This is a genomic window from Mycolicibacter virginiensis (assembly GCF_022374935.2).
GTDB lineage: Bacteria > Actinomycetota > Actinomycetes > Mycobacteriales > Mycobacteriaceae > Mycobacterium > Mycobacterium virginiense.
In genome coordinates this window covers 661,453-681,087 of the sequence record NZ_CP092430.2, presented here as the reverse complement: position 1 = coordinate 681,087, position 19,635 = coordinate 661,453, and the positions used below count along the sequence as shown (strand labels likewise).

At 67.6% G+C, this 19,635-nt stretch carries 22 protein-coding genes and 1 tRNA gene; 11 read left to right on the top strand and 12 right to left on the bottom strand.

Annotation, left to right across the window (positions count from 1 at the left end; translation table 11 throughout):
- Position 1: 1 nt before the first annotated feature.
- The 5 genes from MJO54_RS03360 to MJO54_RS03340 all read right to left on the bottom strand — a co-directional run bounded on the left by MJO54_RS03360 (position 2) and on the right by MJO54_RS03340 (position 5,135).
- On the bottom strand, positions 2-1,081 hold the full coding sequence (locus MJO54_RS03360; RefSeq protein WP_240175643.1) for a galactokinase: 1,080 nt from the start codon (positions 1,079-1,081) through the stop codon (positions 2-4).
- Entirely contained in the window at positions 1,078-2,169 is a 1,092-nt protein-coding gene (galT, locus tag MJO54_RS03355; RefSeq protein WP_240175642.1) for a galactose-1-phosphate uridylyltransferase, read from the bottom strand. Before galT ends, MJO54_RS03360 begins: the two co-directional genes overlap by 4 nt.
- The gene (locus MJO54_RS03350) at positions 2,166-2,642 is read right to left on the bottom strand and encodes a DUF309 domain-containing protein (protein WP_046283259.1); all 477 of its coding nucleotides are present in this window, start codon (positions 2,640-2,642) and stop codon (positions 2,166-2,168) included. The genes galT and MJO54_RS03350 overlap by 4 nt, the downstream gene beginning before the upstream one ends.
- 21 nt (positions 2,643-2,663) lie before the next feature.
- Entirely contained in the window at positions 2,664-3,449 is a 786-nt protein-coding gene (locus MJO54_RS03345) for a class I SAM-dependent methyltransferase (protein WP_240175641.1), read from the bottom strand.
- Positions 3,450-3,536: 87 nt separating this feature from the next.
- The gene (locus tag MJO54_RS03340) at positions 3,537-5,135 is read right to left on the bottom strand and encodes an amidohydrolase (protein ID WP_240175640.1); all 1,599 of its coding nucleotides are present in this window, start codon (positions 5,133-5,135) and stop codon (positions 3,537-3,539) included.
- A gap of 74 nt (positions 5,136-5,209) precedes the next feature.
- Between MJO54_RS03340 and MJO54_RS03335 the strand changes: the two genes are divergently transcribed.
- Complete coding sequence (locus tag MJO54_RS03335) at positions 5,210-5,641, top strand: pyridoxamine 5'-phosphate oxidase family protein (RefSeq protein ID WP_240175639.1); 432 nt, start codon at positions 5,210-5,212, stop codon at positions 5,639-5,641.
- Positions 5,642-6,625 (top strand): isopenicillin N synthase family dioxygenase, encoded by a 984-nt coding sequence (locus MJO54_RS03330; protein ID WP_240175638.1) that lies wholly within the window; start codon positions 5,642-5,644, stop codon positions 6,623-6,625.
- Between the two features lie 39 nt (positions 6,626-6,664).
- On the opposite strand, the gene MJO54_RS03325 is transcribed toward MJO54_RS03330, so the two are convergent.
- Positions 6,665-6,747: transfer RNA gene (locus tag MJO54_RS03325), tRNA-Tyr, on the bottom strand.
- 79 nt (positions 6,748-6,826) lie between these two features.
- Here MJO54_RS03325 and MJO54_RS03320 point away from each other — a divergent pair.
- Together MJO54_RS03320 and MJO54_RS03315 are read left to right on the top strand one after the other, a co-directional pair.
- On the top strand, positions 6,827-7,318 hold the full coding sequence (locus MJO54_RS03320) for a YajQ family cyclic di-GMP-binding protein (RefSeq protein ID WP_046283255.1): 492 nt from the start codon (positions 6,827-6,829) through the stop codon (positions 7,316-7,318).
- A gap of 37 nt (positions 7,319-7,355) precedes the next feature.
- Positions 7,356-8,840: a flavin-containing monooxygenase gene (locus MJO54_RS03315; RefSeq protein WP_064889381.1), complete on the top strand. Its 1,485-nt coding sequence runs from the start codon at positions 7,356-7,358 to the stop codon at positions 8,838-8,840.
- A gap of 1 nt (position 8,841) precedes the next feature.
- Here MJO54_RS03315 and MJO54_RS03310 read toward each other — a convergent pair whose 3' ends face one another.
- A complete protein-coding gene (locus tag MJO54_RS03310; protein ID WP_046283254.1) occupies positions 8,842-9,447 on the bottom strand; it encodes a TetR/AcrR family transcriptional regulator in 606 nt (201 codons plus the stop codon).
- 25 nt (positions 9,448-9,472) lie between these two features.
- Here MJO54_RS03310 and MJO54_RS03305 point away from each other — a divergent pair, with 25 nt between their 5' ends.
- From MJO54_RS03305 to MJO54_RS03295, 3 genes are all read left to right on the top strand, one after another.
- Complete coding sequence (locus MJO54_RS03305) at positions 9,473-10,237, top strand: SDR family NAD(P)-dependent oxidoreductase (protein WP_064889334.1); 765 nt, start codon at positions 9,473-9,475, stop codon at positions 10,235-10,237.
- Between the two features lie 56 nt (positions 10,238-10,293).
- On the top strand, positions 10,294-11,319 hold the full coding sequence (locus MJO54_RS03300) for an NAD(P)H-dependent glycerol-3-phosphate dehydrogenase (protein WP_046283278.1): 1,026 nt from the start codon (positions 10,294-10,296) through the stop codon (positions 11,317-11,319).
- Positions 11,320-11,459: 140 nt separating this feature from the next.
- A complete protein-coding gene (locus MJO54_RS03295) occupies positions 11,460-12,980 on the top strand; it encodes a SulP family inorganic anion transporter (protein WP_240175637.1) in 1,521 nt (506 codons plus the stop codon).
- Between the two features lie 31 nt (positions 12,981-13,011).
- Here MJO54_RS03295 and MJO54_RS03290 read toward each other — a convergent pair whose 3' ends face one another.
- The 3 genes from MJO54_RS03290 to grcC1 all read right to left on the bottom strand — a co-directional run bounded on the left by MJO54_RS03290 (position 13,012) and on the right by grcC1 (position 15,411).
- On the bottom strand, positions 13,012-13,350 hold the full coding sequence (locus MJO54_RS03290) for a type II toxin-antitoxin system HicB family antitoxin (protein ID WP_240175636.1): 339 nt from the start codon (positions 13,348-13,350) through the stop codon (positions 13,012-13,014).
- Positions 13,351-13,472: 122 nt separating this feature from the next.
- Complete coding sequence (htpX, locus tag MJO54_RS03285; RefSeq protein WP_046283250.1) at positions 13,473-14,321, bottom strand: zinc metalloprotease HtpX; 849 nt, start codon at positions 14,319-14,321, stop codon at positions 13,473-13,475.
- Between the two features lie 73 nt (positions 14,322-14,394).
- Complete coding sequence (gene grcC1 / locus MJO54_RS03280; RefSeq protein WP_165604549.1) at positions 14,395-15,411, bottom strand: nonaprenyl/(2E,6E)-farnesyl/geranylgeranyl diphosphat synthase; 1,017 nt, start codon at positions 15,409-15,411, stop codon at positions 14,395-14,397.
- A 12-nt stretch (positions 15,412-15,423) separates the two neighbouring features.
- On the opposite strand from grcC1, the gene menJ reads away from it, so the two are divergent.
- From menJ to MJO54_RS03265, 3 genes are all read left to right on the top strand, one after another.
- Positions 15,424-16,662 carry a menaquinone reductase MenJ gene (menJ, locus tag MJO54_RS03275; RefSeq protein WP_240175945.1) on the top strand — a complete coding sequence of 413 codons (1,239 nt, stop codon included), beginning with the start codon at positions 15,424-15,426 and terminating at the stop codon, positions 16,660-16,662.
- A 69-nt stretch (positions 16,663-16,731) separates the two neighbouring features.
- Positions 16,732-17,406, top strand: coding sequence for a class I SAM-dependent methyltransferase (locus tag MJO54_RS03270; RefSeq protein WP_064889332.1), 675 nt, complete (start codon positions 16,732-16,734; stop codon positions 17,404-17,406).
- A gap of 14 nt (positions 17,407-17,420) precedes the next feature.
- A complete protein-coding gene (locus tag MJO54_RS03265; protein WP_046283247.1) occupies positions 17,421-17,864 on the top strand; it encodes a nitroreductase family deazaflavin-dependent oxidoreductase in 444 nt (147 codons plus the stop codon).
- A gap of 69 nt (positions 17,865-17,933) precedes the next feature.
- On the opposite strand, the gene MJO54_RS03260 is transcribed toward MJO54_RS03265, so the two are convergent.
- Positions 17,934-18,623 (bottom strand): demethylmenaquinone methyltransferase, encoded by a 690-nt coding sequence (locus tag MJO54_RS03260; protein ID WP_046283246.1) that lies wholly within the window; start codon positions 18,621-18,623, stop codon positions 17,934-17,936.
- A 37-nt stretch (positions 18,624-18,660) separates the two neighbouring features.
- Between MJO54_RS03260 and MJO54_RS03255 the strand changes: the two genes are divergently transcribed.
- Entirely contained in the window at positions 18,661-19,302 is a 642-nt protein-coding gene (locus MJO54_RS03255; protein ID WP_240175635.1) for a DsbA family protein, read from the top strand.
- Between the two features lie 24 nt (positions 19,303-19,326).
- Here the strand turns inward: MJO54_RS03255 and MJO54_RS23735 are convergent, their stop codons facing one another.
- Positions 19,327-19,524 carry an excalibur calcium-binding domain-containing protein gene (locus MJO54_RS23735; protein ID WP_046283245.1) on the bottom strand — a complete coding sequence of 66 codons (198 nt, stop codon included), beginning with the start codon at positions 19,522-19,524 and terminating at the stop codon, positions 19,327-19,329.
- Between the last annotated feature and the right edge of the window lie 111 nt (positions 19,525-19,635).

Below are 19,635 nucleotides of genomic sequence, written 5' to 3'. Positions count from 1 at the left end.
GCTAACCCGCCCCCGCCGCCGCATACACCCGACTCACCTCCGGTTCGGGGTATCCGGCTTCGGAGATCGCGGCCCGCACCGCGTCGCCCACCTTCAACGTGAGCGCGGCGGGCACCAGTGCGATCACACAACCACCGAACCCGCCGCCGGTCATCCGGGCGCCAAGCGCACCGGCGGCCACCGCAGTGTCGGCGATCAGGTCGATGTGCTCGGTGGTGATCGCGAAGTCGTCGCGCATCGAGGCGTGCGACGCGGTGAACAACGCACCTGCCGTGGCGAAGTCCAGCTCCGCGCACGCCGCAACGAAATCGAGCACTCGTTCGTTCTCGGTCAGCACGTGTCGAGCTCGCCGGGCATCGACCGGGTCAGCGACCGCCTCCAGCGCTTCAACGCCGCGGTGCTGGATCTCGCGCAGCGATGACACCTCCAATGCGGCGGCGGCCCGCTCACACGATGCCCGCCGGGCGGCGTATTCCCCGTCGACGTGGCCGTGCCGCTGACCGGAGTCGAGCAGCAGCAGGGTCACCCCGGAAGCGTCCGGGTCGAACGGCACCGGGTGCACCGCGACGTCGCGGAAGTCGATCAGTAGCGCGCTGGACACCTCCCCGAACAGCGACGACAGCTGATCCAGCAAACCCGTTGGGGCGCCGACATAATCGTTTTCGGCGCGCTGTCCGATCCGAGCCTGTTCGATCCGATCGATGGTCAGACCAGCGGCCGAAGCCAGGGCGCCGAGCACCGCGCATTCCAGCGCCGCCGAGGACGACAGGCCCGAGCCGATCGGTACGTCGCTGCGAATAGCCATGGTTCCACCGGGAACCGTAAAACCGCTGTCGCGCAGCGCCCAGACCACCCCGGCGGCATAGGCGCCCCAGCCGGTGGTCTGCCCGGGGGTGGTGTTCAGCGGGATGCTCACCGGTGCGTCGGCGCGGTCGCTGAGCACGGTGAGCGTGTCAGTCTCGGCTGGGGTGAAGGTGACGCTGGTGCGTTGCGGCAACGCGATGGGCAGCGCGAAACCACCGTTGTAGTCGGTGTGTTCGCCGATCAGGTTGACCCGACCAGGAGCGGAGTAGGTGATCACAGCCCACGCAGCCTAGCCGCCACGGACTCCGGGGTGACATCGGCGATGAACGCGTCCATCGCCGACTCCGAGGCCGCCAGAAACTTCAGCTTGTTGGCGCTGCGTTTGATCGACATCAGCTCCACGTGAAAATAGCCGTCGGCCTGCGCGCCGTCGCTGCGGTACTGGTGCAGTGCGGCCATATAGGGCAGCGGGGCGTCGTAGATACGGTCGAAGCGTCCCAACAGGTTTCGGTAGACGGCCGCGAAGTCGTCGAGCTCGTCATCGGTCAGGTCGGTCAGGTTGTGCACCCACCGATTCGGATACAGATGCACCTCCACCGGCCAGCGTGCGGCGAACGGCACGAACGCGGTGAAGTGGTCGGTCTGCGCAACGATCCGAGTGCCCTCGGCACGCTCGGCCGCCAGCAGATCAGCGAACAGGTTGGTGCCGTGCGTAACTCGATGCGCACGCGCTTGATCCAGCATCGCGGCGGTGCGCGGGGTCAGGTAGGGGTAGCCGTAGATCTGACCGTGCGGGTGAGCCAGCGTCACCCCGATCTCCTCGCCGCGGTTTTCGAAGCAGAACACCTGCTCGACGCCCGGGCGGGCCAGCAGATCGGCGGTGCGGTGCCGCCACGCCTGCACCACCAGCCGAGCGTGTGCCGCCGGCAGGTCGGCGAACGAACCGGTGTGATCGGCGGAGAAGCAGATCACCTCGCAACGGCCGTTGCCCGGTGCGGAGACGAACGGTTCCGGCGCGGTTTCTCCCGCTGAGCGGTCATTATCGCGCCGAAATCCCGCCAAACTGGGGAATCGGTTCTCAAAGACCACGACGTCGTAGTCGGCCGCCGGCACCTCGCTGGTCTCACCGCTCGGTCCCGGGCACAGTGGGCAGGCCTCGGCGGGGGGCTTGTAAGTGCGGTCTTGGCGCTGCGCGGCGATGATCACCCACTGGCCGGTGGTGCGGTCGAAACGCAACTGCGACGGCTCGGGGTCACGAGGCGACAGCGGCCGCAGGTCTGCCACCGGCACCGGGGCACGGCCGGGCAGCGCGAAGAACAGCAGGTCGCGGCCGTCGGCAAGCGTCCAGCGAATCGGGGAGCTCACGCGACCAGCCGCGGATGCAGCCGCTGCGGGGCGATCTCGACGCCGGCCGCCAGGTCGTCGGCCAACTGCGCGGCGAAGCCCAGCAATCCGGCGAGATCGATCCCGAATGGGGCCGGGGGCCGCACCGTCGCCAGATGTTCGGCGCCGCGGCGCAACAGACTGACGGCGCCGGCGACATTGCCCCGTTGGACGTGGGTGACGCCGACGGCGAGCTGCGCCAAGCCCTGCCACAGTTCACGCTCGGCGGCGGGCCGGTGCTTCCAGGCGGCTTCCAGCACCTCGTGGGCGTTGAACGCCAGCCCGTCGTCCAGCAGCAGCTGCGCATAGGCGAGCATCTGGGCCGGCGGCAGGTCGAGGTCGTCGGGAACACCTTCGACCCCGCCCTGGCTGCCGCGGGGCAGCGGGCGGCCCAGCCGATCACGCGGGCGGGCGTTGCGGGGGCGGCCCGAATCGTCGCGGTCGCGGGTTGTCACCTGTCCATCATGGCAAGCCGGTCAGGCGGGCTTGGCAGCAATCACCTCGATGGCCGCCATGTTGTTGCGGTGGCGGCGGAACGTCGCGCGCATGTTGAGCACCCGGGCCCGCGCGTCGGCATCGCGCAGCACGTTGAACACAAAGCGCAGCGCCCCGACCAGGCCCTCGTCGGCGATCAGCCGGTGGGGTTCCAACAGTGCCATCGGTGCATACGAGATCTTCTCCACGGTGAAGCCGGCGTCGGTGAGCAGTTCGGTCCACTCCGCGGCGGTCAGCGGGCGGGCGTTGACCTTGATGGAGCGGGCCAGCGCGGTGCGGACCTCGTCCTTGACGGCCTCGGGCACGTCGATGGGCTGCAGGACCATCTCGTGAATGGCGTAGCGGCCACCGGGGCGCAGCACTCGGTAGGCCTCCCCGATGATCTCGGCCTTGTGCGCGTTGGTCTGCATGGTCAGCATCGCTTCGCCGATGACGACGTCGGCGCTGTCGGCGTCCAGGCCGGTCTTCGATGCCTCGCCGGTGACCACTCGTCCCCGTTCGCCGACCACCGAGCGGACCACGCCGGCGGCGTTCTCATCGGCCTCCACGCCGGTGTAGGTGCCGGGGCTGTTCTGCAGGATGTCCCTCGCGGTGCGCCCCATGCCGGGTGCGAGTTCTACGACGTCGGCGCCGGCCAGCTGCGCATCGGCCAGCATCCGGTGGGTCAGTTCCAGCCCGCCGGGCCGCAGCACGCGTTTGCCGAGACGGGCGAACAGCCAGTGGCCGGGCAGATCAGCGGTTTTGCGGTCGGGCATCGGCAGGCTCATGCAACGAAGGTTAGCCTTACCAGCCTTGGCCCGCCAGAGGGCTTTAGACCCCTATATCTCCTTTAAATAGCCGGATGGTTGCGCGTTTCAGACCACCTGGCGGCCGGCCAGGAAGGTGGCGCGCACCTCAAGATCGGCGATCGCTTCCGGGGCGACGGTGCGGGGGTCGGCGGACAACACCACCAGGTCGGCGTACTTGCCCACCTCGAGGGAGCCGGTCACGTCGTCGGCGAACAGCTGCCAGGCCGCATCGAGGGTTTGCGCCCGAATCGCCTGCTCGACGGTGAGCCGCTCGTCGGGCGCCAGTACCCGCCCGCTGGGCGCAATCCGGGTGGCGGCGACGCTGATGTTGCGCAACGGCTCTTCGGGGGTGACCGGCGCGTCGTTGTGCAGTGAGATGCGCATGCCCGTCGCGACGGCGGATGCCGCCGGCATCCACCGTGCGCCGTGTTCCTCGCCGAACAGTCCGTCGACCAGAACATCACCCCAGTAGTGCAGATGGTCGACGAACAGGCTGCAGGTCACGCCCAGCGCGGCAGCTCGGCGCAGTTGCTCGGGGCGGATGGCGCCGACGTGTTCGAGGCGCAACCGGTGATCGGGGCGCGGGTGTCGGCGCAACACCTCCTCGTAGACGTCGAGGATGGTGTCGACCCCGTTGTCACCGTGCACGTGGCAGGCCATCTGCCAGCCGTGCGGAAAGTACGCCTCGACGATGCGGGTCAGTTGTTCGCCGGTGTAGTTGGCGTGCCCGCACGAACCGGGTTCGACGCCGATGGTGCGGGTGGCGTCGGTGTCCAGGTACGGAAACGACAGGTCGATGTTGCCGATCCACGGTGAGCCGTCCACCCAGATCTTGATACCGATCTGGCGCGCCATGTCGTCGCCGTCCCCCGGCGACGCGTCGGTGTGCAACTCCGGGTTGGAGATCTCGTAGGTGCGCAGTCGCACGGTCAGCTCATTGCGCAGATGGTCAACCAGCGGCCGAAACCGCGGCGAGAAGGCCATCTCCGAAATGGTCGTCAGCCCGGCGCGATTGAGCCGCGCACATTCGGCGCGCAGCATCGCCGGATAGTCGCCGGGCAGCATCGCCTCGCCCATCAGCGGCATGAGCGCGGCGGTCTCCTCGGCGGTGCCGTCCAGTTCGCCGGCGGCGTCGCGGCCGTATTTCGCGCCGACCGGGTCGGGGGTGTCGCGGGTCAGGCCGGCGTGGCGGGCGGCCGCACTGTTGAAGTACGCCTTGTGCCCGGAGTTGTGCAGGATCACCAGGGGGTGCTCCGGGGCGACGGCGTCCAGCCAAGCCAGCGTGGGTTCGGGAAGCCCGGGCTGCAGTAGCGCGTCCCAGCCGATCGCGTAGGCGCCGTCAGTGCCGCGCGCGGCTACCTCTTGGTGGATCAGGGCCACGACGGTGTCGGCGTCGGTGAAGACGACCGGGCGGACATCAAGGATCCGGTCGGAGAGCACCGCAGCCTCCATCAGCGGGTGGCCGTGCGCCTCGACGAAGCCGGGCAATAGGCAACCGTCGCCGATGTCGAGCACCCGGGTTTCGGGGCCGATGAGCGCGTCGACGTCCTTGCGGTCGCCGACCGCGACGATGCGCCCATCGGTGACAGCTAGCGCCTCGGCAGTCGGTTGCGCGTCATTGACCGTGAGCACCGTACCGATGACAACGAGATCCGCTACGGGCATTCCGGGCTCCTTCTCGGCGGGCACCGACGGAGTGTAAGTGGAATAGCGAAGCATCCACCGCTGTTCGAGCCGGTATGCCCAAACCCCTTACCGAGCCCGAGCGTCAGCAGTTTCTCGCCGATAAGCACATCGCAGTGTTGTCCGTCGCCGCCACCGATGGCCGCCCGCCGGCCAGTGTCCCGATTTGGTACGACTACACCCCCGGCGGCGACATCCTGGTCAATACCGGTGCCGGCCGGCGGAAGGCCAAGCTCATCGAACAGGCCGGTGCGGTGACGCTGGTGGTCCAGCGCGAAGAGCTGCCCTACCAATATGTGATCGTCGAAGGCACCGTGGTCAACGCGGCCACGCCGGCCCCGCTGCAGCAGCGCGAGGCCATCGCGGTCCGCTACCTGGGCCAAGAAGGCGGCCGGGCATTCGCCGCCAACATGGACGGCGCATCTAGCGTGCTGTTCACCATCCGGCCCGACCGCTGGCTGACCGCCGATTACTCCGGCGACCTGTAGATGCTGCCCGTGCTGGACCTGGCCGACGCCGAGACCGACACTGCGGCTTTCCGTCTGGCGTTACGCGAGGCCACGCACACTTGCGGCTTCTTCTACCTCACCGGCCACGGCATACCCGACGAGCAGACCGCCGAGATCCTCACGCTGGCCCGGCAGTTCTTCGAGCTGCCCGAGGCGGAGAAGAACCAGATCAGCCAGTTGAAAAGCCCGCATTTCCGGGGCTATTCACGTCTGGGCGGAGAGCTGACGAACGGGCGCGTGGACTGGCGCGAGCAGATCGACATCGGTCCTGAGCGTCCCGTAATACCCGAAGCGGCGGGGTACTGGCACCTACAGGGCCCGAACCTGTGGCCCGCGCGGCCCGCATCCTTTCGTTCAGCGTTCGAAGCGTGGGACCGGTCGCTGTCTGCGGTGGGCCTACAACTGCTCCGGCACTGGGCGGCGTCGTTGGGCGCCGCCGAAGACCTGTTCGACGACGCATTCGCCGCATCGCCGGCGACGCTAATCAAGGTCGTCCGCTATCCGGCAAGCCCGCAGGCCGGCCAAGGGGTCGGTGCCCACAAGGATTCCGGCGTGTTGACGCTGCTGCTCGTCGAGCCGGATTCCGAAGGACTCCAAGTGGAAAGCTCACCCGGCGAGTGGGTCGACGTTCCGCCCATGGCCGGTGCGTTCATCGTCAACATCGGTGAACTGCTCGAAGTCGCGACCGACGGCTATCTGCGGGCCACGCGTCACCGGGTGCGCTCGCCGCAGCCCGGCACCGACCGGATATCTATCCCGTACTTTCTCAACCCGGCACTGGATGCCACCGTCCCGCGCATCACCCTGCCGGCCGAGCTGGCCGCCCTGGCCCGGGGTGTGGAGGCCGATCCGGACAACCCCATCTTCGACACCTACGGTTGCAACGCGTGGAAATCCCGCACCCGGGCCCACCCCGACGTCGCGGAACTGCACCACGGGATTCGACCGGCCAGTTCTCCGTGAAAACAATCAGGCCCCCTAGAAAGGGGGCCTGATCAGGTGTGGCAGGTACAGGATTCGAACCTGTGTAGGCTTCCGCCGACGGATTTACAGTCCGCTCCCATTGGCCGCTCGGGCAACCTGCCGTAGTGCGCCTAGCAGACTACAACGAGGATGTACCTCAGACACAAACGGCCAGCACAACTCGAAGAGAGGACAGGTCTCGTGGCGGACTCATCGTTCGACATCGTCAGCAAGGTCGACCGGCAGGAGGTCGACAACGCCTTGAACCAGGCCGCCAAGGAGCTGGCCACCCGGTTCGACTTCCGCGGCACCGACACCACCATCGCCTGGAAGGGCGAGGAGAACATCGAGCTGGTCAGCTCCACCGAGGAGCGGGTCAAAGCCGCCGTCGACGTGTTCAAGGAGAAACTGATCCGCCGCGACATCTCCATGAAGGCATTCGACGCCGGGGACCCGCAGCCGTCGGGCAAGACCTACAAGGTCAGCGGCAGCCTCAAGCAGGGCATCGACGCCGAGCACGCCAAGAAGATCAACAAGCTGATCCGCGACGAGGGCCCCAAGGGCGTCAAGTCGCAGGTGCAGGGTGACGAGATCCGGGTGTCGTCGAAGAAGCGCGACGACCTGCAGGCCGTGATCTCACTGCTCAAGGGCGCCGACCTGGACGTGGCCTTGCAGTTCGTGAACTACCGGTAACCGGTACCGCTGGTCCGGCCGCCGCTGCGTGCTTAGGCTGGGGCTCGTGACTACCGAAGAGGTCGTGGACGTCGTCATCATCGGAGCCGGCATCTCCGGTATCGGCGCGGCGTACCGCATCACCGAGCGCAACCCCGGCACCCGCTACGTCATCCTGGAACGGCGTGAGCGCATCGGCGGGACGTGGGACCTGTTTCGCTATCCCGGGGTGCGCTCGGACAGCAGCATCTTCACGCTGTGCCTGCCCTATGAACCCTGGACCCGGCGCGAACGGGTCGCCAACGGCGACGAGATCCGCGACTACCTGACCGACACCGCGCGCAAGCATGGCATCGACGACCACATCCGGTTCAACCACCACGTCACCGCGGCCGACTGGGATTCGGCGACCGACACCTGGACGGTGACGGCGGACGACAACGGGACGCAGCGGACCTATCGCGGCCGGTTCGTGTTCTTCGGCTCCGGCTACTACAACTACGACGAGGGCTACACCCCGGACTTCCCGGGATCGGAGACGTTCGCGGGGACGCTGGTGCATCCCCAGCACTGGCCCGAGGAGTTGGACTACACCGGCAAGAAGGTGGTGGTGATCGGCAGCGGCGCCACCGCGATGTCACTGGTGCCGGCGTTGGCGCAGCGCTCCGGCCACGTGACCCTGCTGCAGCGCACGCCCACCTATCTGGTCTCGGCGAGCATGTACAGCCGTTTCGTCGACGTGGTCGCAAAGCTGTTGCCCCGCAATCTGGGTCACCCGATCATCCGGTTTGTGATGGCCCTGTTCGAGGGCTACGTCTGGTTCCTGGCCCGCAAGACTCCCCCGCTGTTGAAGTGGATCCTGCGTCGCACGGCCGTGCAGAATCTGCCGCCGGGCTATCCGGTGGACACGCACTTCAAGCCGCCGTATCAACCGTGGGACCAGCGCCTGTGTTTGATTCCCGATGCCGATCTGTACGCCGAGATCAGTGCCGGGCGAGTCGAGATGGTCACCGACCGGATCGACCACTTCGACGCCACCGGGATCGCCTTGCAGTCCGGGGCGCATCTGGATGCCGACATCATCGTCACCGCCACCGGTTTGCAGTTGCAGGCGCTCGGCGGGGTGCGGATCAGCTTGGACGGCACCGAGATCAAGTCCACCGACCGATTCGTCTACAAGGCGCACATGCTCGAAGACGTGCCGAACCTGTTCTGGTGCGTCGGCTACACCAACGCCTCCTGGACGCTGCGTGCCGACATCACGGCCCGGGCAACCGCCAAACTGCTGGCGTACATGGCTTCTCGCGGCTACACCCACGCCTACCCGCACCTCGGCGACGAGCCGATGGCCGAGAAGTCGGCGTGGGACATCCAGGCCGGTTACGTGCTGCGCGCGCCGCATGCACTCCCGCGCTCGGGCACCAAGCGGCCGTGGAATGTGCGGCAGAACTACTTCGCCGACGCCCTGGACTTCCGGTTCGACCAGATCACCGAATCAATGGTGTTCGGGCGGGCCGGGGAGGCGATCCCGCTGGCCGGATAGTTCACGTCTCGGTACGCAGCGCGGCGATGCCGCGGTCCAGCGCCGCCTCCAGGAAGCCGAGATCGCCGGTGGCGAGCAAGATGCCGACGCCACCCTGGATGCCCGCCAGCAGGGCTGCTGCCGCTGAATCGGCGTCGATGCGCCCCGCCATTTTGCCGCCCTGTTGCATAGCGCGGATCCCTGACGCGATCTCGGCGTGCCATTGCCGGATCAGCGCTGAGGTGACCTCCTGGGCTGCCGGCGTGGTACGCCCGAGTTCGGACATCAGCACCGCTAGCGGGCAGTGTTGCCCCTGTCGGCGGTAGCGGTCGACCACGGCGTCACGCCAGCGCTGCCAGGCCGCCCAAGACGTGAGCTCGCCCAAGTAGGGCTGTTGATCGACCAGCACCCGCTCGGCTTCATGCTCGGCGACGGCGAGTAGCAACTGTTCCTTGCCGCCGGGAAAGTAGTGAAACAGCTGGCTCTTGGAAGTCTGGGTGCGTGCCCGGATGTCATCGAGCGTGGTCGTCGATACCCCACTGGTGCGGATCTCGGCGGCGGCGCCCTCAATGATCCGCCACCGAGTGGCCGCCCCCTTGCTGGTCAATTTTTGGACTTGCGGGTCCATTTTAATAGGTGAACTATCTGGACTCATGAGTCCAAACACTACGCGGCTTGCAGGCCGCACAGCCTTGATCACCGGATCTACCGCCGGGCTGGGGGCCGGTATCGCCACCGCGCTGGCCGAGGCCGGCGCGTCGGTCCTCATCAGCGGGCGCGATCCGAAGCGCGGCGCCGACGTCGTGCAGCACATCGAATCAGCGGGAGGCAGGGCCGCGTTCATCGGCGCCGATCTGGGCGCCGGCGGACCCGAGATCACCCGACTGGCCGCCGACGCGACAGCCGCCGCGGGCGGTTCGATCGACATCCTGGTCAACAACGCAGCCATGCTGCTGATGCCGTCGCCCACCGCGGAGGTCCCCGAGCAACAGATCCGCGATGCGTTCGCGATCAATGTGTTCGCCCCGTTCCTGTTGACCGGCGCGCTCGCGCCCGCCATGGCGCAGCGCGGCAGCGGCGTGATCGTCAACGTCGGTTCGATCAGTGGCCTGATCGGCTCGGCAAACTCGGCGCTCTACAGCGCAACCAAGGCCACCGTCCACTCGCTGACCAAGTCGTGGGCCGACGAATACGGCCCCTCCGGCGTGCGCGTCAATACCGTTGCCCCCGGACCGATCCGGACCGAACGCGACGCGGAGTTCGAAGAGCATGTGGCACCCGTGCTGGCCCGGATACCATCGCGACGAATGAGCACCGTGGCCGAGGTCGCGTCCGCCGTGGTGTTCCTGGCCAGTGACGACGCCGCCAATATCCACGGCACCACGCTGTCGATCGACGGGGGCTGGTCCGCCGTTTAGGCGACATGTTCACAAACCGGGGGTGCAGCCGTGACGACGGCAATACGCTGTCGCTCATGCCTGCTGCAACTCGTACACCCAATGTTGTCGTGCTCGGAGGCGGATCGTTCGGTACCACGGTGGCGTCCATCTGCTCGCGCCGTGCACCGACGCTGCAGTGGGTGCGATCGGAGGCGACCGCCGCCGACATCAATGACAACCATCGCAACAGCCGTTACCTGGGCAACGATGTCGAACTGTCCAGCACGTTGCGCGCCACCACCGATTTCGCCGAAGCCGCGCACTGCGCCGACGTCGTCGTGATGGCGGTACCGTCACACGGCTTCCGCGGAGTGCTCGAGGAGTTGGCCACCGAGCTACGCCCCTGGGTGCCGGTGGTGTCACTGGTCAAGGGCCTGGAGCAGGGCACCAACATGCGGATGTCCCAGATCGTCGACGAGGTGTTGCCCGGCCATCCGGCCGGCATCCTGGCCGGCCCGAACATCGCCCGCGAGGTCGCCGAGGGCTATGCCGCGGCGGCGGTGCTGGCCATGCCCGACCCCGGCCTGGCCTGCGAGCTGGCGTCGCTGTTCCGCACCAAGCGATTCCGGGTCTACACCACCGACGACGTGGTCGGGGTCGAGATGGCCGGCGCGCTGAAGAACGTCTACGCGATCGCGGTCGGCATGGGCTACTCGCTGGGAATCGGGGAGAACACCCGGGCCATGGTGATGTCGCGTTCGGTGCGTGAGATGTCCAAGCTCGGCGAGGCGATGGGCGGAGCCCGCGACACCTTCGCGGGCCTGGCCGGGATGGGCGACCTGATCGTCACCTGCACCAGCCAGCGCAGCCGCAACCGTTATGTCGGCGAGCAGCTGGGCTCCGGCAAGCCGATCGACGAGATCATCGCTTCGATGAATCAGGTGGCCGAGGGTGTGCGGGCTGCCAGCGTGATCATGAAGTTCGCCGCACAGTACGGGCTGAGCATGCCGATCGCCCGCGAGGTCGACGGCGTGATCAACCATGGCTCCACGGTGGAGCAGGCCTACCGTGGGCTGATCGCCGAAGCGCCCGGACATGAGGTGACCGGCTCTGGCTTCTAACTGTATGGTTCCTGTGGGTTCGCTCCCAATGTGTAACTTATGTTTACTTCCTGGACATGTCGCATTCCGTATTTGGCAATAAGACATGAATAACTTCTCTGCATCTCAGCGATATCTTATGAGGGCAGGGGAACTACCGGATGCTGACCGCGCAAGCCAACTTCAAGTCACGAATCAAGTCACGAACAGCCTGGTCCCGCTCAATTCTGCGGTATGACCTGCCTGCCTCCCTGGTGGTGTTTCTGGTCGCTCTGCCGCTGTCACTGGGTATCGCCGTGGCCTCCGGCGCACCGGTGCTGGCCGGTCTGATCGCCGCAATCGTCGGCGGCCTCGTCGTCGGCGCCCTGGGCGGGTCACCGCTGCAGGTCAGCGGGCCGGCGGCCGGGCTGACAGTCATCGTCGCCGATCTGGTCGGGCGCTTCGGCTGGAAGGTGACGTGCGCTATCACCGTCGGCGCCGGGGTACTGCAGGTGCTCCTGGGCCTGAGCCGGGTGGCGCGGGCCGCCCTGGCGATCTCGCCGGTCGTGGTGCACGCGATGCTGGCCGGAATCGGCATCACGATCACCCTGCAGCAGCTGCTCGTCCTCCTCGGTGGCCGGTCGGCGAGTTCGGCCTGGGAGAACCTCGCCAACCTGCCGGAAGGGCTGATCGAGTCCCATGGCGCCGAGCCGATCCTGGGCATCCTGGTAATCATCATCATGCTCGCCTGGCGATCGGTGACGGGCCCCCTGGGCCGGATACCCGGGCCGCTGGTCGCGATCGCCGGAGCAACGGTGCTGTCCTTGGTCTTCTCGCTCGAGGTGCGTCGCATCACCCTGGACGGATCACTGCTGGACGCCGTGCAGCTGCCCGAGCTGCCGCACGGCAACTGGGCTGCCGCCTTCGTCGGAGTGGTCACCGTGGCGTTGATCGCCAGCGTCGAAAGCCTGCTCTCGGCGGTGTCGGTGGACCGGATGCACACCGGGCGGCGTACCGATTTCAACCGCGAACTGATCGGGCAAGGCACCGCCAACGTCGCCTCGGGCCTGCTGGGCGGCCTGCCGATCACCGGGGTGATCGTCCGCAGCGCCACCAACGTGAATGCCGGCGCCAAGTCGCGGGCGTCAGCGTTCCTGCACGGCGTGTGGATCCTGCTGTTCGCGCTGCCGTTCGCCGGCTTGGTGCAGCAGATTCCCACTGCTGCGCTGGCGGGCCTGCTGATCACCGTCGGAGTTCAGCTGATCAAGATGATTCACATCGAGACGGCCTGGCGCAGCGGCGATCTCATCGTCTACGTGGTGACGGTGGCCGGCGTGGTGTTCCTCAACCTGCTCCACGGGGTGCTGATCGGGCTGGCGTTGGCGATGGCGTTGACCGGGTGGCGGGTGATCCGGGTGAAGGTCACCGCCGTGGGCAGCGGTGACGAGTGGCTGGTGACCGTGTCGGGCACGTGCACCTTCCTGGCTCTCCCCCGGCTGACCAACGTACTGGCACAGATTCCCGCCGGCACGCACGTCACGCTTGCCATCAAGACCACCTACATCGATCATGCCGCCGAGCAAGCCATTGAAGATTGGCTGCGGCAGCATTGCGCTACCGGCGGCACGGTGCTGGTTCCCAGTGAATCGAGCTCCGCGGCGGAAGCAGCATGCGTCACGTGCGCACCATCGAAGCTGGGGTGAGATGCGTGTGAATCGGATAGCGCATCCGGTATCACCAGTCGAGCAGGCTACTCGGCGGCCGGTCGGCCAACTTCTGCACGATCCAGTGGTTCATTGACACGTGCTGGTCAGCGGCCTCGACGGCGAGCCGGGCATGCAGCGACGGTGAGGTCCGCACCAGGAAGGTGCCGCTGAAGTTCCGGTCGGTGATGGGAGGCGGTAGGTCATCGCCGTCAGACTCGGCCAGGTGCTCATCGACGGCCTGCTCAACACCGGCGATAGCCTCCCGCAGCGTCGGGGCCCAATGCTTCAAGAAGGGCAGTTCCAGGCAGCGGCCGACGTATTCGTCGTGCTCGCGAGACCATTCGGCGCGGTAGGTGTAATGGTTCATGCCCGGTAGTAGCGCATGCGCTATCCGATTCGACAAGACATCTATCCCCAAGCGCGGGTGCGAAAGTGGCAGATGGGGTGCGGGGGCCAGCAGGGGCTGCGGGGGCCAGCAGGCGGGCCGCGTTAGCCGCGGGCCATCGCCTCCAGGCGCCTAATCCGGTCGGCCATCGGGGGGTGGGTGGCGAACAGCTGACCGACCTTCTCGCCCGCGCGGAACGGGTTGGCGATCATCAGGTGCGACTGGCTGGCCAGTTCCGGCTCGGGCGGCAGCGGGGCGGCCTGCACGCCGTCGGAGATCTTGCGCAACGCGGACGCCAACGCCAGCGGATCACCCGAGAGCACCGCGCCGGATTCGTCGGCCTGATACTCGCGCGACCGCGACACAGCCATCCGCACCACCGAGGCCGCCAGCGGACCCACCAAAGCGACCAGCAGCATCGCCAGCGGGTTACCGTCGCGGCGGTTGCCCATGAACATCGCCATGTTGGCCAAGCCGGTGATCACCGAGGCCAGCGCGCCGGCCACACACGAGATCAGGATGTCGCGGTTGTACACGTGCGACAGCTCATGACCGAGCACCGCGCGCAACTCACGCTCGTTGAGCAGCCGCAGGATTCCGCTGGTGCAGCACACCGCGGCGTGGCGCGGGTTGCGGCCGGTGGCGAAGGCGTTGGGCGCGTTGGTGTCGCTGACGTACAGCCGGGGCATCGGCTGGTGGGCGGTGGTGGCCAGCTCCCGGACAATCCGGTAGATCTCCGGCGCCTGCACCTCGGTCACCGGCTGGGCCCGCATGGCCCGTAGCGCCAGCTTGTCGCTGTTGAAGTAGGTGTAGGCGTTCATTCCCACGGCGAACAGCACCGCCACCCACATCATCTGCGGTCCGAACGCCCGACCCACCAAGACGATCAACGCCGACATCACGAACAGCAGAAAGAACGTCTTCGCCGTGTTGTGGTGCGGGTGCCAGGTCATCGACTTCCTCCTTGGAGAACGACCATCGTGCTCATTAAACGCCGCCGAGGACGCACGAGTTCCGCAATCGTGGTCAGCCGTGCCGGTTGACGGTGTAGTCGACCAGGCTGGCCAATGCTGCCCGGCCAACGCAGTCAGGCAGCTCAGCGAGCTCCGCGCGGGCCTGCGCGGCGTAGTCGGCCACCGTCTGCTTGGCCTTGACCATGCCGGCCGACGCCCGCAACAGTCCCAGCGCCTCCTCGACCGCCGCGTCCTCGGTGACCGGGCCGGCCAGCAGCACTCGCAGCCGCTCGGCGTCGGCACCGGTGTCCTGCAGCGCGTAGAGCACCGGCAGGGTGTGCACGCCCTCGCGCAGATCGGTGCCGGGTACCTTGCCGGACTCATCGGGATCGGAATCGATGTCGATGATGTCGTCAGAGATCTGGAAGGCGGTGCCCACGATCCCGCCCAGGCGGGCCAATCGCTCGATCTGGCCGTCGTCGGCACCGGAGAACGTCGCCCCGAAGCGGCCCGACGCCGAGATCAGGCAGGCCGTCTTCTCGTAGACCACCTTGAGGTAGTGCTCTATCGAGTCCGTACCTTCGGCCGCCCCGCGGGTCTCGCGCATCTGTCCGGTCACCAGCTGGGCGAACGTCTCGGCGATGATCCGCACCGCATCCGGCCCCAGCCGCGACACCAGCCGTGAAGCGGTGGCGAACAGATAGTCACCGGCCAGGATCGCGATGTTGTTGCCCCACCGCGCATTGGCGCTGGGCGCCCCGCGGCGGATCTGCGCCTCATCCATGACGTCGTCGTGGTACAGCGTGGCCAGGTGCACCAGCTCGATCACCGCACCGGCCACCGTCACCTGCCAGGCATCCGGCTCGGGTCCCAGCTGCGCCGACAGCACCGTGAACAGCGGACGGAACCGCTTTCCGCCGGCGTCGAACAAGTGCGTCACAGCCTCGGTCATCAGGCCGTCGCCACCGCGCAACTCGGTGTCCATCAGCTCTTCGATGCGGGCAACCCCATCGCGGACCCGGTCCGCGAAACCCGGGTCACCCAAGCCGCCGAAATCCAACCCCGCCACCACGTTCGCCGGTGTCCTCACGGCTCCAACATACTGGTCAGTGTGAGTTCGCAGGCTGATGTGGTGGTGGTCGGTGCGGGACCGGCGGGGTCGGCGGCAGCCGCCTGGGCGGCGCGAGCGGGCCGCGACGTGCTGGTGGTCGATTCGGCGACCTTCCCGCGGGACAAACCCTGCGGCGACGGACTGACCCCGCGAGCGGTCGAACAGCTGGAGTTACTGGGGCTCGGGGAATGGCTGGACAGCCATATCCGGCACCGGGGTCTGCGGATGTCCGGCTTCGGCGGCGAGATCGAAGTGGACTGGCCCGGCCCCTCCTTCCCGTCGACCGGCAGCGCGGCGCCGCGTACCGAACTCGACGAGCGCATCCGCAAGGTCGCCGAGGAGGCTGGTGCCCGAATGTTGTTGGGCGTCAAAGCCGTCGGTGCCCACCACGACTCGGCCGGGCGGGTGCGCGCGGTGGTGTTGGCCGACGGCACGGAGGTCGCCTGTACGGCGCTGATCGTTGCCGACGGGGCCCGCTCCACGCTGGGCCGCGTACTAGGTCGCCAGTGGCACCAGGAGACCGTGTACGGGGTGGCCGCTCGCGGCTATCTGGCCTCGCCGCGCAGCGACGAACCGTGGCTGACATCGCATCTGGAGCTGCGCTCCCCCGAGGGCGAAGTGTTGCCGGGCTACGGCTGGATCTTCCCGCTGGGCAATGGCGAGGTGAACATCGGCGTCGGCGCGCTGGCCACCGTCAAACGGCCCGCCGATGTGGCGCTGCGGCCGTTGATGTCCTACTACGCCGACCTGCGCCGCGAGGAGTGGGGATTCGAGGGCCCAGTGCGTGCGCCGGCCAGCGCGCTGCTGCCGATGGGCGGCGCGGTCTCGGGTGTCGCCGGGCCTAACTGGATGCTGATCGGCGACGCCGCGGCCTGCGTCAACCCGCTCAACGGCGAGGGCATCGACTACGGCCTGGAGACCGGGCGGCTGGCGGTCGAGCTACTGGAGAACGCGGGCGGCGCCGACCTCACCCAGGCGTGGCCGGAGTTGCTGGCCGCCCACTACGCGCGCGGGTTCTCGGTGGCCCGGCGACTGGCGCTGCTGCTGACGTTCCCCCGGTTCCTGCCGGCCACCGGCCCGCTGGCGATGCGCTCGACGATGCTGATGCGGGTGGCGGTGCGGGTGATGGCCAACCTGGTCACCGACGACGACGCGGATCTGGTGGCGCGGGCCTGGCGCGGCGGGGGACGGCTGTCCCGGTTGATCGACCGCCGCCGCCCGTTCTCCTAGCGCCGGTGTCTGCGCCATGGGTATATCAATGTCATTGACATGTATCAGAGGCGTTGATATACCGGAGTAATGAGCGATTCATTGGATCTCCAGTTCGACGCCGCCTACCGTGGCGAATCCGAGCAGATGGGCTTGGGCGCCAAACCACCGTGGAGCATCGGGGAACCCCAACCCGAGCTGGCCACACTGATCGAGCAGGGCAAGTTCCACGGCGATGTCCTTGACGTCGGCTGCGGCGAGGCCGCCATCTCGCTGTATCTGGCCGAACACGGGCACACCACCGTGGGCCTCGATATGTCGCCCACCGCCATCGACCTGGCCCGCGCCGAGGCCGCCAAGCGCGGCCTGACCAACGCCACCTTCGAGGTCGCCGACATCAGCGACTTCTCCGGCTATGACGGACGGTTCGGCACCATCGTCGACAGCACGCTGTTCCACTCGATCCCGATAGCAGCGCGCGAGGGCTACCAGCGCTCCATCGTGCGCGCCGCCGCACCTGGGGCGTCGTACTTCGTGCTGGTCTTCGACAAGGCCGCCATTCCCGAGGGCCCGCCGTTCGCGGTGACCGAAGACGAACTGCGTGAGGTGGTGTCGAAGTACTGGGTGATCGACGAGATCAGGCCGGCTCGGCTGCACGCGGTGTTCCCCGGTGACTTCCCCGGATTCGGCGGCGTTCCGCTGCGCGACGAGCCGGGCGGCCGCAAGTCGGCCGCGGGCTGGCTACTCTCGGCGCACCTGGGCTGACCGGGAGCGCCGCCATGAGTGACCCGAAGCCGCCGCGCTGGCTCAAACCGGTCAACAAACTGATGATCGGCCTGCAGAAGCTGGGCATCCCGACGGGGCCGCCGATGGTGTTGACCGTGCCGGGCCGCAAGTCCGGCCAGCCGCGCAGCACCCCGATGACGCCGTTCACCGTCGACGGGCAGCTCTACACGGTGGCGGGCTTCCCCAAGGCCGATTGGGCGCTCAATGCCCGGGCGGCCGGTGCGGGCCTGCTGCGCCACGGTCGCCGCGAACGGCCGGTGCGCATCGTGGAACTATCGGCGGAGGCGGCCCGCCCGGTGCTGCGGGAGTTTCCGGTGCAGGTGCCCGTCGGCGCCCGATTCCTCAAGCAGGCCGGCCTGGTAGACAAGGGCACCCCCGACGAGGTCGAGGCGCTCGCCGGCCGGATCGCGGTGTTCCGCTTCGACCCGGCTGGTTGATCCCGCGAGCAGACGCGAAGGCCCCCAAATCCCGTGGTTTTTGGGGGCCTTCGCGTCTGCTCGCGAGGGTTAAAGCGGTTTGCGGGCCGAGTGCAGCGCGACGATGCCCCCGGTGAGATTGCGGCAGCTCACGTCCGACCAGCCCGACGCGCCGATCTGCTGGGCCAGCGCGGCCTGATCCGGCCAGGCGCGGATCGATTCGGCAAGGTAGACGTAGGCCTCCGGGTTCGATGACACCGCACGTGCCACCGCCGGCAGCGCCCGCATCAGGTACTCCTTGTACGCGGTGGCGAACACCGGCACGGTCGGGGTGGAGAACTCGCACACCACCAGCCGGCCTCCGGGCCGGGTCACCCGGGCCATCTCCCGCAGGCCCGCGGTGTGGTCAACGACATTGCGCAACCCGAAGCTGATCGTCACGGCGTCAAACACCCCGTCGCCGAAAGGCAGCTTGGTGGCATCCCCGGCGACCTTGGGCACGGGCCGACCGGAACCAGCGGTCAGCATCCCCACCGAGAAGTCCGCGGCCACACACCAAGCACCCGAGCGGGCCAACTCCACCGTCGACACCGCGGTGCCGGCGGCCAGGTCGAGCACCTTCTCCCCCGGCTGCAACTCGAGCGCTTTCCGGGTGGCCTTACGCCAGGAGCGGTCGCGTCCCAGCGACAACACCGTGTTGGTCAGGTCGTAGCGGCGGGCGACGCCGTCGAACATCGACGCCACGGCGTGCGGGTCTTTGTCCAGGTTGGCGCGGCTCACCCGGTCGACGGTACCCGCCTTTCGATAGGGTGCTGGAATGCGGTCTTGGCTGGGCACATTGGCAGCACTGGTGGTATTCGGCGGCGCGTTGGCGGGGCCGGCGACAGCCGACCCGGAGGCACCCACAGCGTGGAGCGCCGACCACTTCGGTGTGGTGGTCGGAACGGCCTCCGCCCCGGTACAGCTGGAGATCTTCTGCGATCCGCAGTGTTCGGAGTGCGCGAAGTTCGAGGCAGCCTCCAGTGATGCGCTGAGCCGGCACCTGACCGCCGGCGACGTCGCGGTGACCTACCGGTGGATGACGTTTCTGGATGCCCGCCGCAAAAACGACACCTCGGCACGCGTCGGCAACGCGCTGATGGCAGCGGCCGATCCGGCTACCTCGGCCGGTGCCTACCAAACGTTCGTGACCGACCTGTACCGCAACGGCGGCACACCCAGCGTGGAGGACATCGCGACCACCGCGCGCGAAAGCGGCCTACCCGACCACGTAGTGGATCGGATCGCCGCCGGGCAGCAGGTCGTGGACGCCACGTCGATGAACGCGTTCAACCGCGTGCAGCTGCTGTCGGCGAACCCGGAGAGCCCCGGCACCCCGACGGTCTACGACCTGACGACCAAGACGGTGGTAGACACCGACGACGCCGGCTGGCTCGACCGGCTGGTGAATGAGCGGTAGCCGGTCAGCGCTGCCCACCGCTGTTTATTCGCAGGCGATTCCGTCGCCGTCGCGGTCCAGCGCCCTGCGATAACCGGGCTCGCCCTCGCGAATCGGCGCCGCACCGGCCTTACGGGCCTCAGTGCAGTTCTTGTAGTACGGCTCTGCAGCGGCGACGGGAGTGGTTGCGATACCCACTCCGAACGCGAAAATGCCTGCGAGCACCACAGCACGACGGATCATTGAATGTCTCCTCACCGTTGAGGGCCATCGTGTGGCAGTAAACGAACAACGCGAAATCCGCCGCAGCCTAACAAGCACTTTTGCGATCGTCAGCAAAAATCGGCGTTCGCG

What these genes read in the sequence shown, in the direction of transcription:
- MJO54_RS03345 (WP_240175641.1), bottom strand. Translation starts at nt 3,449, where the DNA reads ATGAGCCTGCCGATGCCCGACCGCAAAACCGCTGATCTGCCCGGCCAC.
- MJO54_RS03340 (WP_240175640.1), bottom strand. Translation starts at nt 5,135, where the DNA reads ATGCCCGTAGCGGATCTCGTTGTCATCGGTACGGTGCTCACGGTCAAT.
- MJO54_RS03335 (WP_240175639.1), top strand. Translation starts at nt 5,210, where the DNA reads ATGCCCAAACCCCTTACCGAGCCCGAGCGTCAGCAGTTTCTCGCCGAT.
- MJO54_RS03330 (WP_240175638.1), top strand. Translation starts at nt 5,642, where the DNA reads ATGCTGCCCGTGCTGGACCTGGCCGACGCCGAGACCGACACTGCGGCT.
- MJO54_RS03310 (WP_046283254.1), bottom strand. Translation starts at nt 9,447, where the DNA reads ATGGACCCGCAAGTCCAAAAATTGACCAGCAAGGGGGCGGCCACTCGG.
- MJO54_RS03305 (WP_064889334.1), top strand. Translation starts at nt 9,473, where the DNA reads ATGAGTCCAAACACTACGCGGCTTGCAGGCCGCACAGCCTTGATCACC.
- MJO54_RS03300 (WP_046283278.1), top strand. Translation starts at nt 10,294, where the DNA reads ATGCCTGCTGCAACTCGTACACCCAATGTTGTCGTGCTCGGAGGCGGA.
- MJO54_RS03295 (WP_240175637.1), top strand. Translation starts at nt 11,460, where the DNA reads ATGCTGACCGCGCAAGCCAACTTCAAGTCACGAATCAAGTCACGAACA.
- MJO54_RS03290 (WP_240175636.1), bottom strand. Translation starts at nt 13,350, where the DNA reads ATGAACCATTACACCTACCGCGCCGAATGGTCTCGCGAGCACGACGAA.
- htpX (WP_046283250.1), bottom strand. Translation starts at nt 14,321, where the DNA reads ATGACCTGGCACCCGCACCACAACACGGCGAAGACGTTCTTTCTGCTG.
- MJO54_RS03270 (WP_064889332.1), top strand. Translation starts at nt 16,732, where the DNA reads ATGAGCGATTCATTGGATCTCCAGTTCGACGCCGCCTACCGTGGCGAA.
- MJO54_RS03265 (WP_046283247.1), top strand. Translation starts at nt 17,421, where the DNA reads ATGAGTGACCCGAAGCCGCCGCGCTGGCTCAAACCGGTCAACAAACTG.
- MJO54_RS03255 (WP_240175635.1), top strand. Translation starts at nt 18,661, where the DNA reads ATGCGGTCTTGGCTGGGCACATTGGCAGCACTGGTGGTATTCGGCGGC.
- MJO54_RS23735 (WP_046283245.1), bottom strand. Translation starts at nt 19,524, where the DNA reads ATGATCCGTCGTGCTGTGGTGCTCGCAGGCATTTTCGCGTTCGGAGTG.